The organism is Cellulomonas sp. JH27-2 (assembly GCF_014837175.1).
Classification (GTDB): Bacteria; Actinomycetota; Actinomycetes; order Actinomycetales; family Cellulomonadaceae; genus Cellulomonas.
In genome coordinates this window covers 101,427-116,223 of the sequence record NZ_JACYFR010000001.1, presented here as the reverse complement: position 1 = coordinate 116,223, position 14,797 = coordinate 101,427, and the positions used below count along the sequence as shown (strand labels likewise).

Here is a 14,797-nt window from a genome sequence, read left to right as displayed (position 1 = left end):
GGGCTCAGCGGTCGAGCGCGCGCTCCAGGACGTAGTCGTCCTCGAGCCGGTCACCGACCTGGAAGTGCTTGACGCCGACGCGCCGGAAGCCGTGGCGGCCGTAGAAGCGCTGCGCGCGCTCGTTGAGCTGGTTGACGCCCAGCCAGATCCCGGCGGCGTCCGCGGGGGCCGCCTCCAGCGAGGCCGCCATCAGGGCGTTCGAGATGCCGGCGCCATGGTGGCCGGCCAGGACGTAGCACTTGGACAGCTCGACGGTCGGCGTCAGCCTCAGCGTCGCCCGCACGTCGGCGTCCGTGGGCGTCCCGGCGACGAGCATCGTGTAGCCCACCAGCTCGCCGTCCTCGTCGGCCACCAGCACCGTGCGAGCGGGGTCGGCGAGGTACTCGTCGAACCGGGCGGGGGAGAGCACGGCGTCGATGAACGCCTGCTGGTCGGCCGGCGTCGAGTCCGGCGGGCAGGCCAGCGGGAACGTGGCCGCAGCGAGGCGCGCCAGGGCGGGGACGTCGTCGGGCTGGGCGGGGCGGACCTGGAGGGGCACCAGCCGAGCATAGGCACCTCCGGCACCACGTTCCCTGCAAGTGGCTGGTAGAGGCAGCGATCTCGGTCGTGATTTCGCAGGTCAGAGGCGCCTCGGGCTTGCATCTGGACGCATGTCCCAGAGAGGATGCCCGACATGTCCGCCGCGCCCCTTCCCGACTCCGTCGAGCCGCTGCGCCCGGAAGGCATCGCCGAGGCGGCGGACGTCCTGGCGGCGGCGCTGGCCGACGACCCCGGCTTCGTCCACCTGTTCCCCGTGCGCGCACGGCGCGAGGGTGAGCTGCGTGCGCTGTACCGGATGACGCTCGCCGACGGCGTCCGGTACGGGCACGCGTTCGTGACGCGCCTCGACCGTGTGACGACCGGCGCCATCGCGATCTACCCGCCCGGCACGTACCCCATGACGACGGCCCGGTGGCTGCGCCAGTCGCTGCGCATCGCCCGGATCGCGGCAACGACCCGCGAGCACAGCCTGGGCATCATCCGGTTCGGCGACGTCACGTCGGCCGGCGTCCCGCAGGACGCGTGGTACGTCGAGGCGCTGGGCGTACGGCCCGACCTGCAGCGGGCCGGCCGCGGCAAGCTCCTGATGGCGACGGCGTTCGCGCTCGTCGACGAGGCCGGCGGGCCCAGCTATCTGGAGACGACGAAGCCGGACAACGTCGGCTACTACACCGACCTCGGCTACGCGTCCGTGCGCGAGCGCGTGCCGATGTCCGACCACCCCGACGACGGCCCGTGGATCTTCCCCATGAGCCGCGCCGTGAAGGCCTGAGCAGAACCGGCAGTTGACGGTGGCTCAGCGGCCGCGCAGCGAGCGGCGTACCGCGCGCAGTACCAGGCTCGCGGCCCACGCGGCGCCCGCCAGGCTGGCGGCGTTGACGCCTCGTCGGGCGGCCCGTCGTCGGCCCCGGAACTCACGCACGGGCCAGCCGACCTCCGCCGCGTACCGGCGCAGCCGGCGCTCGGGGTTGATGGCGCACGGCCGGCCCACCTCGGACAGGATCGGGACGTCGTTGAGCGAGTCGCCGTACGCGTAGGAGCGGGACAGGTCGATGCCGCGCTCGGCGGCGAGTGTGCGGACCGCGGCCGCCTTGGCCTCGCCGTGCAGCATGTCGCCGACGAGCCGTCCGGTGTAGTGCCCGTCGGCGTGCTCGGCGACGGTCCCGAGCCCGCCGGTCGCGCCGAGCCGGCGCGCCAGCAGGGACGCGATCTCGACGGGCGTGGCGGTGATCAGCCAGACGCCGTGGCCGGCCGCGACGTGCTCGTCGAGCAGCTTCTGCGTGCCGGGGTAGATCCGCAGGCACAGCACCTGGTCGTAGATGTCCTCGGCGATCGCGGTGACCTCCGCGACCGAGTGCCCCCGCATGATCTGCAGCGCCTCGGAGCGCAGCTCGTCGATCTGATCCTTGTTCTCGCCCAGCACGCGGTAGCGGAGCTGGTGGAACGCGTAGCGCCACAGGTCGCGCTTGCGGAAGAACCCGCGCCGGTACAGGCCGGCCGCGAGGTGGAACGCGCTGGCGCCGCGGATGAGCGTGTTGTCGACGTCGAAGAAGGCGGCGACGGGGCAGGCGTCCGACATGGGGGTGGGGGGAGCCTGCTGCACCGGGTCACTGTAACGATCGAAACCACGCGCGGACGGCCGTGCACAGGCCCGGCACCTCGTCCGGTCTAGGCTCGCTGCCATGACGAGCGACCGTGTCCGCACCGTGCTCTTCGGCCGTGCCGGGTGCCACCTGTGCGACGAGGCGCGCGAGACGCTCCGCGGGCTCGGTGCGTCCTGGTCGGAGGTGGACGTCGACGAGGCCGGCGGGCACGTGCTGGCCGAGTACGGCGAGCTGGTGCCGGTGGTCGAGGTCGACGGCGTGCGGCAAGGCTACTGGCGCATCGACGCAGATCGGGTGCGCAAGGCTCTCGCCAAGGCGCCGCGCGAGCCCTAACCTGGCTCGCAGGGTCGACGGTGATCCTGGTCGACGAGGGGGTTGACGTGGGGGTTCGTTCGAGCGGCGCCGGTGTGCGCGCTGTGCCGCCGGCCACGGTCGCGCGGTTGCCCGGGTACCTGCGGGCGCTGGGTGCGTTGGGCGACGAGGGCATCGTGACGACGTCGTCGGACGAGCTGGCAGAGCGGGCCGGGGTGAGCTCCGCGCAGCTCCGCAAGGACTTGTCGTTCCTCGGCTCGTACGGCCGGCGCGGTGTCGGCTACGAGGTCGCGCACCTGAGCGAGCAGGTCGGGGTCGTGCTGGGGCTCGCGACGCAGCGGCGCGTCGTGATCGTCGGCATCGGCAACCTGGGCCACGCGCTCGCCAACTACTCCGGCTTCGCCGAGCGCGGCTTCGCGGTGGTGGGACTGCTGGACGCCGACCCGGCCGTGGTCGGCACCACGGTGGCGGGTCTGGTGGTGGAGCCGGCCGACGAGCTCGCGCGCGTCGTCGAGCAGCGGGACGTCAGCATCGGGGTCATCGCGGCGCCCGCGCACGCCGCCCAGCGGGTGTGCGACGCGCTCGTCGACGCGGGCGTGTCCGGGATCCTGACGTTCGCGCCGCGTGCCCTGCGCGTCCCGGACCACGTGGACGTCCGTGCGGTCGACGTGGCCTCCGAGCTGCAGATCCTGGCGTTCCACGACGCACGCCGCTCGGCCACGGGCGCCTGAGACGACCCGTCATGCACAACGTCCGAGCATGTGGTCGCTATGACGACCACATGCTCGGACGCTGGGGGTGGTGCGGGTGGTGCTGGGGTCGTCAGGCCTGCTTGATGACCGAGACGTCGAGCGCGATGACGACCTTGTCGCTGACCAGGACGCCGCCGGCCTCGAGGGCCGCGTTCCACGTCAGGCCGAAGTCCTTGCGGGAGATCGTCACGGAGGCCTCGAAGCCCGCGCGCTGGTTGCCGAACGGGTCGGTGGCCGTGCCGTTGAACTCGGTGGCGAGCTCGACGCTCTGCGTCACGCCGTGGATCGTCAGGTCGCCGACGATGACGTAGTCGCCACCCTGGCCGCGGACCTCGGTGGAGACGAAGGTCCACTCGCCGAACGCCTCGACGTCGAAGAAGTCGCCGCTCTTGAGGTGACCGTCGCGGCCCGCGTCGCCGGTGGAGACCGTCGACGGGTCCAGCTTGACGGAGACCGACGTGCCGGCCAGGTCGTCGCCGACCGTGACGGTGCCCTCGGCGATGCCGATGGTGCCACGCACCTTCGAGATGCCCGCGTGGCGGACCGTGAAGGCCGCCTCCGAGTGCGACGTGTCGATGGCCCAGGTGCCGGCGGTCAGGTCGGTGGGGACGTTCGTGGTGGTGGTGCTCATCGGGTGCCTCCGAGGGAAGTTGAAGTATCAATCACCTTGATAGTTAAAAGTTGTACTACAGTTGCGGCAGGACCGCAACAGCAGACGAGACGGAGGTCCGTGTGATGAGCATCTCGACGGCCTCGACCGAGCAGGCCTCGACCGAGCCCACCGCCACCCAGCCGGCCGCCCCCGAGGACCCGGCGACCGACGTGCGCTGGCTCTCCGACGCCGAGCAGCACCACTGGCGCATGTTCCGGGACGGGACGGCGCGGCTGACCAACGTGCTGGCGCACGACCTCGAGGCGTCGTCGGGCCTGTCCACGCACGAGTACGAGGTGCTGGTGCGCCTGTCCGAGCAGCCCGGCCGCACGCAGCGCATGTCCGCGCTGGCCGACGACCTCGCGCACTCGCGCAGCAGGCTCACCCACACCGTGCGCCGCATGGAGGAACGTGGCCTGGTCACGCGCTCGTCGTGCTCGGCCGACGCGCGGGGGGTGAACTGCACGATGACGGAGCTGGGCTGGACGACGCTGGTCGCCGCTGCTCCGCTGCACGTCCAGCAGGTGCGCGACCACCTCGTCGACCTGCTGACCCCGGAGCAGTTCGCCGCGCTGGGGGAGGCCATGGAGATCGTCCGCACGCACCTGGTCAGTGGCCCGTGTCACGCCGTGAGCGTGGACTGATCGACTCCGACACACAGCGACGTAGGGGACACTGAGCCTCATGGTTGCCACGACCGTCCACGTCATGCGCCACGGTGAGGTGCACAACCCGGAGGGGGTCCTGTACGGACGCCTGCCCGGCTACCACCTGTCCGAGCGCGGCCACGAGATGGCGAGCACGGTCGCCGCGTACCTGGCCGACGAGCCCCACCGGCACGACGTCGTCGCCGTCATCGCCTCACCGCTCCAGCGCGCGCAGGAGACGGCCGCCCCGATCGCCGCGGCGTTCGGGCTCGAGGTCGGCACGGACCCCCGCCTCATCGAGGCCGGCAACCACTTCGAGGGCATGAAGTTCGGCGTCGGTGACGGCTCGCTGCGCCACCCGCAGCACTGGCCCTACCTGCGCAACCCCTTCCGCCCGTCGTGGGGTGAGCCGTACGTCGAGCAGGTGGCCCGCATGAGCGCGGCCGTCGCCGACGCGCGTGAGCTGGCCCGCGGCCACGAGGCCGTCGTCGTCAGCCACCAGCTCCCGGTGTGGGTGCTGCGCCTGGCGTCGGAGAAGCGCCGCCTGTGGCACGACCCGCGCAAGCGGCAGTGCTCGCTCGCGAGCCTGACGAGCCTGACGTTCGAGGACGACCGCCTGGTGCGCATCGGCTACAGCGAGCCCGCCGCGCACCTGCTGCCTGGTGCCGCCACGGTGGCGGGGGCGTGAGCGCGCGCGTGCGGTCGCTCGCCGCGGCCCTCGTCGTCGTCGCGCTGCTGGGTGCCTGCAGCACGTCCGACGAGAAGGCGTCGAACGACGTCAGCGGCCAGGGGTACGTCTCCGGGGACGGGGGCACCGCGATCTTCGCGGCCGACGACCGCAAGGGGCCCGTGGAGCTCACGGGCACGGACTACGCGGGCAAGGAGCAGGACGTCACGGCGTGGCAGGGCGATGTCGTCGTCGTGAACACCTGGTACGCCAACTGCCCGCCGTGCCGTGCCGAGGCGCCCGACCTCGTCGCGCTCGCCAACGACTACGAGTCGAAAGGCGTGCACGTCATCGGCGTGAACGGGACGGACTCCAAGGGCCCTGCGCTCGCGTTCCAGAAGGCGTTCGACGTGCCGTACCCGAGCATCCACGACACGGACGGCACGGCGATCGCGTCGTTGCAGGGCGTCATCCCCATCAACGCGGTCCCGACGACGGTCGTGCTCGACCGGGACGGTGACGTGGCCGCCCGCATCCTCGGCACGGCGCGGGCCTCGACCCTGAGCGGCATCGTCGACGACGTGCTCGCGGAGGGTTCGTGACCGTCCTGACCGGGGCCGGCGACTGGTTCGGCCAGACCGCAGCCTCCGGGACCCTGCTGCTGGCGATCCCCGTCGCCGTGATCGCCGGGCTCGTCTCGTTCGCCTCCCCGTGCGTCCTGCCGCTGGTGCCCGGCTACCTGGGGTACCTGGGGGGCATGTCCGGGTCCGCCGCGAGCCTGGGCGAGCGGGGTGTGGGCACGACGACGACGCGCGTCGCCCCGGCGCGCTCGCGGGTGCTGCTCGGCGTCTCGCTGTTCGTCGCCGGGTTCACGGTCGTGTTCGTCGCGTTCGGGGTGCTGGCCGGCTCGCTGGGCGGGTGGCTGAACCGCTACCAGAACCCGATCACGCGGATCATGGGCGTGGTCGTCATCGTCATGGGCCTGGCGTTCTGCGGGCTGATCCCCTTCCTGCAGAACGAGCGCCGCGTCCACCTCGCGCCGCGAGCCGGGCTGTGGGGTGCGCCGCTGCTCGGGCTGACGTTCGGTCTCGGCTGGGTGCCGTGCATCGGCCCGACGCTGACCGCGATCTTCGCGCTCTCGCTCGACGGCGGGACGCCGTGGCGCGGGGCGCTGCTGTCCGTCATGTTCTGCCTGGGCCTCGGGCTGCCGTTCGTGCTGGTCGCGTTCGGGTTCGAGTCCTCGACGCGTGCGCTCGGGTTCCTGCGCCGGCACCGGGTCGCGATCATGCGCATCGGCGGCGGCATGCTCATCGTCATCGGGCTGGCGCTGGTGACCGGCGTCTGGGGCCAGTGGGCCTCGTGGCTGCAGGGCCTGCTGACCGGCAACGACCCCTTCACGACGGTGGTGTGACGTGGCCCGGTACCGCCCCGAGGGGCTCGAGGACACGTTCGCGGACAATCCCGCGGACACGCCGACGGCTCCGGCGGCCGACGACGCGGCGCGCGACGGCGGATCACGCGACGCAGCCGACGACACGGCCGGTGGCTCGTCGTCGCCCGCGGAGCCCCGCGTCGTGGTCCCCGCGATCGGCTTCTTCGGCTGGCTGCGCTGGACGTGGCGCCAGCTGACGAGCATGCGCGTGGCGCTGCTGCTGCTCATGCTGCTGGCCGTCGCCGCGGTGCCGGGCGCGATGTTCCCGCAGCGCGCGCAGGACGAGGCCAAGGTCGCGACCTACCTGCTGGACCACCCGACGAGCGGCCCGTGGCTGGACCGCCTCGGGTTCTTCGACGTCTATGCGTCGGTGTGGTTCTCGGCGATCTACATCCTGCTGTTCGTCTCGCTCGTCGGCTGCATCCTGCCGCGCACCAAGGTGCACTTCAGCGCCCTGCGGGGCCGTCCGCCGCGCACGCCGCGGCGGTTCACGCGGTTCCCGGCCCAGGGCGCCGGCTCGTCGGCCGACGAGCCCGAGACCCTGGTGCGCGCGGCGGAGAAGGTGCTGCGCCGCCCGTGGCTGCCGCTGTGGCCGCGGTACCGCACGGACGTGCGCGACGAGGGCGGGGGCGCGTGGTCGGTGTCCGCCGAGCGCGGCTACCTGCGCGAGACGGGCAACCTGCTGTTCCACCTGGCCCTGGTCGGGCTGCTCATCTCCGTGGCGACGGGCCAGCTGCTGCACTACCGCGCGCAGGCGATCGTGATCCAGGGCGAGGGCTTCGCCAACGCGAAGGTCGCCTACGACACGTTCGAGCAGGGCACGGCGTTCGACCCGTCGTCGCTCGACCCGTTCACCCTCAAGCTCGACGACTTCGAGTCGGCCTTCGACCCCACCACGCTCAACCCGCGCGACTTCACCGCCCACGTCACGCTGACCGAGCCCGGCGGCGACCCGACCAAGAAGACGATCAAGGTCAACCACCCGCTCGACGCGGGCGGCGCCAAGGTCTACCTGACGGGCAACGGGTACGCGCCGGACGTCGAGATCAAGGACGCCGCGGGTAACGTCGCGGCCGACGGCCCGACGCCGTTCATCCCGCAGAACAACGTCTACACGTCCCGCGGGGTCATCAAGGCGCCGGACGTCACGGGCGGCCAGGACCAGATCGGCATCGTCGGCTACCTGCTGCCCACAGCGCAGCAGGTCGACGACACCACGTGGCAGTCCATCTACCCGCAGCCGGGCAACCCGATGCTGGTGCTGACGGTCTGGCACGGCGACCTGGGCCTGGACACCGGCGTCCCGCAGAACGTCTACGAGCTCGACGAGTCGAAGATGACGCAGTCGGTCGACGAGGACGGCAAGCCCGTCACGCTCTACGTCAAGATGGGCGAGACCGTGGACCTGCCCGACGGGCTCGGCACGCTGACGTTCAAGGCGCTGCCGCGGTACGTCGCGCTCGACCTGCGGCACGACCCCGCGCTGCTGTACGTGCTGGTCTTCGCGCTGCTGGCGTTCGTCGGGCTGGCCACCTCGCTGTTCGCGCCGCGGCGGCGGATCTGGGTCCGCGCTGCTCCGGGCCGTGAGGCCGGCGACGGTCGTACAGTGGTGACCGCCGCGGGGCTCGCGCGCGGCGACGACGTGGGGCTCCAACCCGAGCTCGACCGCATCCTCGCGGCGCTGCCGCTGGAACCGCCCGCTGAACCCGCTGCTGACACCAGCACCACCTCGACCCCCACCTCGACGCAGGAGACGCCATGAACACCGGTGACCTGAGCACCCTGCTGGTGTGGGCGGCCGCCACCTCCTTCACGATCGCGCTGATCGCCTACACGGTCGACATGGCGCGCATCGCGGAGCAGGCCCAGAAGCGCACGCGCGCCGCTGTCCCGGCGATGGCCGGCGCGTCCAGCGGCCCCGTGAGCGCGGCAGCGGGATCGGCCGACGAGGCCGCGCCCGACCGCTCGCACCGCGCCGAGGGCATCGCCCGGTCGACGCACCTCCTGGGCGTCGCGCTGCTGTTCGGCGGCATCGTGCTGCGCGGCATCGCCGCCGGCCGCTGGCCCACCGCCAACATGTACGAGTTCACGCTCGTCGGCGTCTTCATGGCGACCCTGGTGCTAGCGATCGTGCAGCGCCGCCGCGCCATCCCGTTCATCAGCGTCGTCGTGCTGGGCCTCGCCGTCCTGTTCCTCGCGACCGCGCTGCTCAAGTTCTACGTCCAGGCCGAGGCCGTCCAGCCCGCGCTGCAGAGCTACTGGCTGGTGCTGCACGTCGGCGTCGCCATCAGCGCCACGGGCATCTTCACGGTCGCGTTCGCCGCCGCGGTGCTGCAGGTGCTGCGCGACGGCCGCGAGAACGACCACTCCCACCTGGTCGCGCCCTGGTCGCGCGGCGACGGGATGCGCCGCGCGCTGTCCGGCTGGGCCGTGACCGGACCGCGGTTCGCGTGGCTCGAGCAGGTGCCCGACGCGCGTCGCCTCGAGGCCATGTCCTTCCGGCTCAACGCCGTCGGGTTCGTGCTGTGGACGTTCACGCTCATCGCCGGTGCCATCTGGGCCGAGCACGCGTGGGGCCGCTACTGGGGCTGGGACCCCAAGGAGATCGGGACGTTCGTCGCCTGGGTCGTCTACGCGGCCTACCTGCACGCGCGCACCACCCGCGGCTGGAGCGGACGGCGGGCCGCGTACTTCGTCTTCGTCGGCTACGCCTGCGTCCTCGCCAACTTCACGGTCATCAATCTGTTCGTCACCGGCAAGCACTCGTACTCGGGCCTCTGAGCACGAGCGGTTTCCGAGCGAGGACCCGATCCCGAACCTGCGATCGTGCACGTCATCTGACGTCTTGGCGCCAATGATCGCAGGTTCGCCGGGTGGGCGGACGTGCGGGTGGGCGTGGTGGCCGGGTCAGGGCTTCGGGTCGTCCTTCGGGGGGTTCTCGCGGCGCTCCTGGTCCAGGCGCCAGAGGAACTCGTCGTCGTCGTCGGGCGCCGACGGGCCGCGCGACGTCGTGGCGCCCCAGCCGGCGGGGCGCGGCTGTGCCTGGCCGCGGCGCGTGATGCTGACGGCCAGCCAGACGACCGACCCGAGCAGCGGGAACAGGACCACGAGCAGGATCCACAGGGCCTGGTGCACGCCGAGTCGCTCGTGCGCCTCGCTGCGCACGATGTCGATGACGCAGTAGACGACCAGGCCGATGAGGAGCAGGACCCCGAGGTTGCGCAGCATGCCGTCAGGGTAGTGCGCGTTCGGTCCACGTGACGGGCTGACCTACCCTGGAGGGGTGCCTGTCGTCGTCTACACCGCTCTGCGCCTGCTCCTGTTCGCCGTCATCACCGTCGGCCTCTGGATGATCGGCCTGCGCGACTGGCTCGCCCCGCTCGCCGCGCTGTTCCTGGCCTGGGGGCTGGGGTACGTGCTGCTGGGCAAGCAGAGCGCCGCCGCTGCCGCCTACGTGCAGGCCCGCTCGGAGCGGGCGCCGGCGCGCGCCAAGACCGCGCTGGACCGCGACGCGGACCTCGAGGACGCGGCCGACGACGCCGCCCGAGCCGCCCAGCAGCCCGAGCAGGCTCCGCGCTCCGACGCCTGACGCGCTACAGCGCCAGGGTCAACCCCAGCAGTATCCCGAACGCGAGCTCGAGCATCCCCGTCGCGGCGAGCACGGGGACCAGGGCCCGCCCGCGGGCGCCGACGAGCACCGTGACCGCCAGGATGATCGCGGGCAGCAGCAGGATCGAGACGAACAGGCACCACGGCGACGCGAACGAGCACGCGACGCCGAGCAGCACGGGGACGATCACCAGGCCCGCGTAGGCGCGTCGGGCGCGGTGCTCGCCCAGCCGCACGGCCAGGGTGCGCTTGCCGACGAGGGCGTCGGTGGGCACGTCGCGCAGGTTGTTGACCATGAGCAGCGCGCACGCGAGCAGGCCGACGGCCACGGCCCCCACCCAGGCCGGCCACGACAGCCGTCCCGCCTGCGTGTACGTGGTGCCGAGCACCGCGACGAGGCCGAAGAACACGAACACGCCCACCTCGCCCAGCCCGCGGTAGCCGTACGGGTTCTTGCCGCCCGTGTAGTACCAGGCGGCGACGATCGACGCGATGCCCAGCAGGATCAGCCACCACTGCCCGGACAGGGCGACCAGCCACAGGCCCAGCAGCGCCGCGACGCCGAAGCACGCGAACGCCGCCGTCTTGACCGACCGGGGGGTCGCCGTGCCCGACGCGGTCAGCCGCATCGGTCCCACGCGGTCCACGTCCGTGCCGCGGATGCCGTCGGAGTAGTCGTTCGCGTAGTTGACGCCCACCTGCAGCGCGAGCGCGACGCCGAGCGCGAGCAGCGCCCGGCCCAGGTGCTCGGAGTCGAGCTGGGCGGCCGCGCCCGTGCCGACCAGGACGGGCGCGGCGGCGGCGGGCAGGGTGCGCAGGCGGGCGCCGGCAACCCAGTCGTGGGCGGTCGTCACAGGGTCCTCCGGGGAGTGGGGTCGGTCAGCTCGCGGACGAGCGCACGGCGGTCGGGCTTGCCGATGCCGCGGTGGGGCAGGTGGTCGCGCAGGACGAGCCGGCGCGGAGCGTGGCGAGGCCCCAGGCGGGCGGCGACGAGGGCGCGGACCTCGTCGAGCGTCGGAGGGGCGCCGGCGGGCACGACGGCCGCCACGACGGCGTGCCCCCACTCGTCGTCGGGCACGCCCACGACGCACACCTCCGCGACGCTGGGCAGGGTTGCGACGACGTCCTCGACCGCGGCGGGCGCGACCTTGGCGCCGCCCGTCACGATGACGTCGTCGACGCGGCCGAGGATCCGCAGCACGCCGTCGTCGAGCGTGCCGAGGTCCGACGTGCGCAGGTGCCGCCCGCCGTCGCGGTGGACGAAGGCCTGCGCGTCCAGGTCGGGCCGACCAAGATAGCCGGTGGCCAGCACGGGGCCGGCGAGCTCCACGACGCCGTCGTCGAGCGTCACCTCGACGCCGTCCAGCGGGACGCCGTCGTAGACGCAGCCGCCGCAGGTCTCCGACATCCCGTAGGTCGTGACGATGCGGGCGCCCGACGAGCGCGCGGCATCGAGCAGCGCCGCCGGTGCCGCCGCACCGCCGAGCAGGACGGCGTCGTACGTGGCGAGCGCGGCGCGGGCGGCCTCGTCGTCGAGCAGGCGGACGAGCTGGGTGGGGACCAGGGATGTGTACCGAGTCCCGGCGCCCAGGCGTGCGGTCGCGGCGACGAAGCCCGCCGACCGGAACGGGCCCGCGTCCATCACGACGGGCGTCGTGCCCGCCAGCACGGACCGGACCAGCACCTGGATGCCCGCGACGTGCTCGGCCGGCAGCGCCAGCAACCACCGGCCCGGGCCCGCCAGGCGGTCGTACGTGGCGCCCGCCGACGCGCGCAGCGCCTCGCCGCCCAGCATCACCGCGCGGGAGTCGCCGGTCGAGCCGGACGTGCGCACGACGACCGCGACCTCGTCGGGCACGCCCGGGGCCTTCGTCGCGTGCGACGCGTCGCGGTGCTCGTCGGGCACGGGCGCCACCGCGGGCCCGCGACCGTCCAGAGCCGGCTCCAGCGCTGCGAGCAGCGGCTCCGCCTGCGCGGGCACGTCGCGCAGCGGCCGGGTCATCCCACCAGCGTAGGCCGCGCTGACGGTAGTGGCGCGCAGTCGTCGTCACGGCGCCCGGCTCCCGCCGGGGACTCACGCGGACCCCGTGCGCGACGTGCGCCAGGACTCGCCCGGCGTGCGGCGCGGTGATGGCACGGTCGTCGCCCGGCGTGTGTCAGCCTTGTCCCCGGGCGCAAGGCGCCCGACCGTGCCAGTCCCGTGACCCGCCTGACCGGTGCCCACGTGCGCACCGAAGCCAGACCGAACGCCCAGGGAGAACCGATGACCAGCCGGACCGTGTGGAGCGCCGCCGCGTTCGCCGGGGCAGCAGCCCTGACCCTGACCGCCTGCAGCGGCGGCTCGGACTCCCCGGCGCCCACGGCCTCGCCCGTGACGGTCGCCCCGACCGTCGTCGCGGACAAGACGCCCGCCCCCACGCCGTCGATCGCGCCCACGTGGCCGCTGACCGGCGTCGAGGGCAAGCCGGTCAACCGGCCCGCGCTCGCGGTGAAGATCGAGAACACGCACCAGGCCCGCCCGCAGACGGGGCTCGACCAGGCCGACATCGTCTGGGAGACGGTCGTCGAGTTCCAGGTGTCGCGCTTCATCGCGGTCTTCCAGTCGAAGGTGCCCGACGAGGTGGGCCCCATCCGCTCGGTGCGCCCGATGGACCCGATCATCCTGGCGCCCATGCACGGTCTGCTGGCGTTCTCGGGCGGGCAGAAGGGCATCCTGCCGCTCGTCGCCGCCAACGGCATCCAGCCCATCAGCCACGACGCGGGCGCGGCCGGCATGTACCGCACGTCGGACCGGGCCGCGCCGCACAACGTCTACGGCACGCCCAAGACGTTCTGGAAGAGCGCCAACGACAAGCACCAGGACGCGCCCGGTCAGCAGTTCCTGTTCGCGCGCTCGGCCGACGAGGCCGCGGCAGTCGGGGGCGGCAAGGGCACCTCGAAGATCTCCTACGCCCTGTCCGCTGCCGCGCACCCCTCGTGGACGTGGGACGCCAAGGCCAAGAAGTGGAACCGCAGCGAGGACTCGACCCCGGCGACCGCCCGCGACGGCAAGCGCCTGACCGCGACCAACGTGGTCACGATCGTCGCGAAGCACCCCGACTCGGGCTTCAACGCCCAGGGCGGCGCCCCCGTCCCGACCTACGACCTGGTCGGCTCCGGCAAGGGCCTGGTCGCGACGGGCGGCAAGACGGTGGCCGTCACGTGGAAGAAGAAGGCGAAGGACGAGCCGCTGCGGCTGTTCCTGTCCGACGGGTCGCCCGCGCTGCTGGCGCCGGGGAACACGTGGGTGGAGCTCGTCCCGAAGGAGGACGGGTCGTTCAAGGTGTCGTCCTGAGGTCTGACGCCGGCGCGCCCGCGGTCTGACGGCGGGCGCGCCGGGTCGCGCCCCGGGGCCGATGCCCGGCGCGGCGACCGCGGACGACGCTGGTCGCATGACCACGACGCAGCCGGACCACCACGAGCACGACACCTCATCGCTGGGCGCGGTCGTCGTGTCCGGCCTGATCCTGCTGGGCCTGGTGATCGGCGCTGCCGCGCTCGTCGCCCAGCTCGTGGGCCTGGCCTCCTGGGCGATGGCGACTCGCTAGAACGCGTAGCCGAAGCCTGACCAGTCCGGGTCGCGGCGCTGCAGGAACGCGTCGCGCCCCTCGACGGCCTCGTCGGTCATGTAGGCCAGCCGCGTGGCCTCGCCGGCGAAGACCTGCTGGCCGGCCAGGCCGTCGTCGGCCAGGTTGAAGGCAAACTTCAGCATCCGGATGGCCTGCGGGGACTTGGTCGCGATGATGCGCGCGTACTCCAGGCCGGCCTCCTCGAGCTCGGCGTGGGGGACGACGTCGTTGACGGCTCCCCAGGCCAGGGCGTCGTCGGCCGAGTACTCCCGGGCCAGGAAGAAGATCTCTCGCGCGCGCTTGTCTCCCACCTGACGGGCCAGGAGCGCGGAGCCGTAGCCGCCGTCGAACGAGCCGACGTTGGCGTCGGTCTGCATGAAGCGCGCGTGCTCGCGGCTCGCAATGGTCAGGTCGGCGACGACGTGCAGCGAGTGGCCGCCGCCCGCGGCCCAGCCTCCCACCAGCGCGACGACGACCTTCGGCATGGTCCGCATGAGGCGCTGGACCTCGAGGATGTGCAGCCGACCGGCGCGGGCCGGGTCGACGTCCTGCGCCTGCTCGCCCTCCGCGTACCTGTACCCGTCGCGGCCGCGGATGCGCTGGTCGCCGCCGCTGCAGAACGCCCAGCCACCGTCGCGCGGGCTGGGGCCGTTGCCGGTGAGCAGGACGGTCCCGACGGACGACGTCATGCGGGCGTGGTCGAGCACGCGGTAGAGCTCGTCGACGGTGTGCGGGCGGAACGCGTTGCGGACCTCGGGACGGTCGAACGCGACGCGGACGACGGGCAGGTCGCGCGGCTCCGCGCCGGTCCGGTCGACACCGCGGTGGTAGGTGAGGTCGGTGAGGTCCTCGAACCCGTCCACGGTGCGCCACCGCGTCGGGTCGAACGTCTCGGACACGCGGTCGGGCAGCGGTGCGTTCACGGGGTTCAGCCTAGTCGGGACAAATCTGGTACGGTCGTACCAGAAAGTGCG

General features: G+C 72.9%; 19 protein-coding genes. 12 read left to right on the top strand and 7 right to left on the bottom strand.

What is annotated here, in order from left to right:
- Window positions 1–4: 4 nt before the first annotated feature.
- On the bottom strand, window positions 5–538 hold the full coding sequence (locus IC607_RS00645) for a GNAT family N-acetyltransferase (RefSeq protein ID WP_191785071.1): 534 nt from the start codon (window positions 536–538) through the stop codon (window positions 5–7).
- A gap of 135 nt (window positions 539–673) precedes the next feature.
- Between IC607_RS00645 and IC607_RS00640 the strand changes: the two genes are divergently transcribed.
- Window positions 674–1,312, top strand: coding sequence for a GNAT family N-acetyltransferase (locus tag IC607_RS00640; protein WP_225224277.1), 639 nt, complete (start codon window positions 674–676; stop codon window positions 1,310–1,312).
- Window positions 1,313–1,336: 24 nt separating this feature from the next.
- Here the strand turns inward: IC607_RS00640 and IC607_RS00635 are convergent, their stop codons facing one another.
- Window positions 1,337–2,143, bottom strand: a complete 807-nt coding sequence (locus IC607_RS00635) for an HAD family hydrolase (RefSeq protein WP_370525930.1) — start codon at window positions 2,141–2,143, stop codon at window positions 1,337–1,339.
- Window positions 2,144–2,222: 79 nt separating this feature from the next.
- Between IC607_RS00635 and IC607_RS00630 the strand changes: the two genes are divergently transcribed.
- Window positions 2,223–2,477 (top strand): glutaredoxin family protein, encoded by a 255-nt coding sequence (locus tag IC607_RS00630; RefSeq protein ID WP_191785069.1) that lies wholly within the window; start codon window positions 2,223–2,225, stop codon window positions 2,475–2,477.
- Window positions 2,478–2,524: 47 nt separating this feature from the next.
- Window positions 2,525–3,187, top strand: coding sequence for a redox-sensing transcriptional repressor Rex (locus IC607_RS00625; protein ID WP_191785068.1), 663 nt, complete (start codon window positions 2,525–2,527; stop codon window positions 3,185–3,187).
- A 91-nt stretch (window positions 3,188–3,278) separates the two neighbouring features.
- On the opposite strand, the gene IC607_RS00620 is transcribed toward IC607_RS00625, so the two are convergent.
- Window positions 3,279–3,839 (bottom strand): YceI family protein, encoded by a 561-nt coding sequence (locus IC607_RS00620; RefSeq protein ID WP_191785067.1) that lies wholly within the window; start codon window positions 3,837–3,839, stop codon window positions 3,279–3,281.
- A 104-nt stretch (window positions 3,840–3,943) separates the two neighbouring features.
- On the opposite strand from IC607_RS00620, the gene IC607_RS00615 reads away from it, so the two are divergent.
- Genes IC607_RS00615 through ccsB form a run of 6 tightly spaced genes read left to right on the top strand, consistent with a single transcriptional unit; the run spans window position 3,944 to window position 9,387 of the window.
- Window positions 3,944–4,504 carry a MarR family winged helix-turn-helix transcriptional regulator gene (locus IC607_RS00615; protein ID WP_191785066.1) on the top strand — a complete coding sequence of 187 codons (561 nt, stop codon included), beginning with the start codon at window positions 3,944–3,946 and terminating at the stop codon, window positions 4,502–4,504.
- Between the two features lie 40 nt (window positions 4,505–4,544).
- Complete coding sequence (locus tag IC607_RS00610; protein WP_191785065.1) at window positions 4,545–5,195, top strand: histidine phosphatase family protein; 651 nt, start codon at window positions 4,545–4,547, stop codon at window positions 5,193–5,195.
- Window positions 5,192–5,776, top strand: a complete 585-nt coding sequence (locus tag IC607_RS00605) for a TlpA family protein disulfide reductase (RefSeq protein ID WP_370525929.1) — start codon at window positions 5,192–5,194, stop codon at window positions 5,774–5,776. The genes IC607_RS00610 and IC607_RS00605 overlap by 4 nt, the downstream gene beginning before the upstream one ends.
- A gap of 5 nt (window positions 5,777–5,781) precedes the next feature.
- A complete protein-coding gene (locus tag IC607_RS00600; RefSeq protein ID WP_191785841.1) occupies window positions 5,782–6,585 on the top strand; it encodes a cytochrome c biogenesis CcdA family protein in 804 nt (267 codons plus the stop codon).
- A gap of 1 nt (window position 6,586) precedes the next feature.
- On the top strand, window positions 6,587–8,368 hold the full coding sequence (locus IC607_RS00595) for a cytochrome c biogenesis protein ResB (protein WP_370525928.1): 1,782 nt from the start codon (window positions 6,587–6,589) through the stop codon (window positions 8,366–8,368).
- On the top strand, window positions 8,365–9,387 hold the full coding sequence (gene ccsB / locus IC607_RS00590) for a c-type cytochrome biogenesis protein CcsB (protein ID WP_191785064.1): 1,023 nt from the start codon (window positions 8,365–8,367) through the stop codon (window positions 9,385–9,387). Before IC607_RS00595 ends, ccsB begins: the two co-directional genes overlap by 4 nt.
- 126 nt (window positions 9,388–9,513) lie before the next feature.
- On the opposite strand, the gene IC607_RS00585 is transcribed toward ccsB, so the two are convergent.
- A complete protein-coding gene (locus tag IC607_RS00585) occupies window positions 9,514–9,834 on the bottom strand; it encodes a PLD nuclease N-terminal domain-containing protein (protein WP_191785063.1) in 321 nt (106 codons plus the stop codon).
- Between the two features lie 55 nt (window positions 9,835–9,889).
- On the opposite strand from IC607_RS00585, the gene IC607_RS00580 reads away from it, so the two are divergent.
- Window positions 9,890–10,195 (top strand): DUF4229 domain-containing protein, encoded by a 306-nt coding sequence (locus tag IC607_RS00580; RefSeq protein ID WP_191785062.1) that lies wholly within the window; start codon window positions 9,890–9,892, stop codon window positions 10,193–10,195.
- Between the two features lie 4 nt (window positions 10,196–10,199).
- Here IC607_RS00580 and IC607_RS00575 read toward each other — a convergent pair whose 3' ends face one another.
- Together IC607_RS00575 and menE are read right to left on the bottom strand one after the other, a co-directional pair.
- Window positions 10,200–11,069, bottom strand: coding sequence for a 1,4-dihydroxy-2-naphthoate polyprenyltransferase (locus IC607_RS00575; RefSeq protein WP_191785061.1), 870 nt, complete (start codon window positions 11,067–11,069; stop codon window positions 10,200–10,202).
- On the bottom strand, window positions 11,066–12,217 hold the full coding sequence (gene menE / locus IC607_RS00570; protein ID WP_191785060.1) for an o-succinylbenzoate--CoA ligase: 1,152 nt from the start codon (window positions 12,215–12,217) through the stop codon (window positions 11,066–11,068). Before menE ends, IC607_RS00575 begins: the two co-directional genes overlap by 4 nt.
- 261 nt (window positions 12,218–12,478) lie before the next feature.
- Between menE and IC607_RS00565 the strand changes: the two genes are divergently transcribed.
- Window positions 12,479–13,549 (top strand): DUF3048 domain-containing protein, encoded by a 1,071-nt coding sequence (locus IC607_RS00565; protein ID WP_191785059.1) that lies wholly within the window; start codon window positions 12,479–12,481, stop codon window positions 13,547–13,549.
- Between the two features lie 97 nt (window positions 13,550–13,646).
- The gene (locus tag IC607_RS00560; RefSeq protein ID WP_191785058.1) at window positions 13,647–13,802 is read left to right on the top strand and encodes a hypothetical protein; all 156 of its coding nucleotides are present in this window, start codon (window positions 13,647–13,649) and stop codon (window positions 13,800–13,802) included.
- Here the strand turns inward: IC607_RS00560 and IC607_RS00555 are convergent.
- Complete coding sequence (locus tag IC607_RS00555; protein WP_191785057.1) at window positions 13,799–14,746, bottom strand: 1,4-dihydroxy-2-naphthoyl-CoA synthase; 948 nt, start codon at window positions 14,744–14,746, stop codon at window positions 13,799–13,801. The genes IC607_RS00560 and IC607_RS00555 overlap by 4 nt on opposite strands.
- Between the last annotated feature and the right edge of the window lie 51 nt (window positions 14,747–14,797).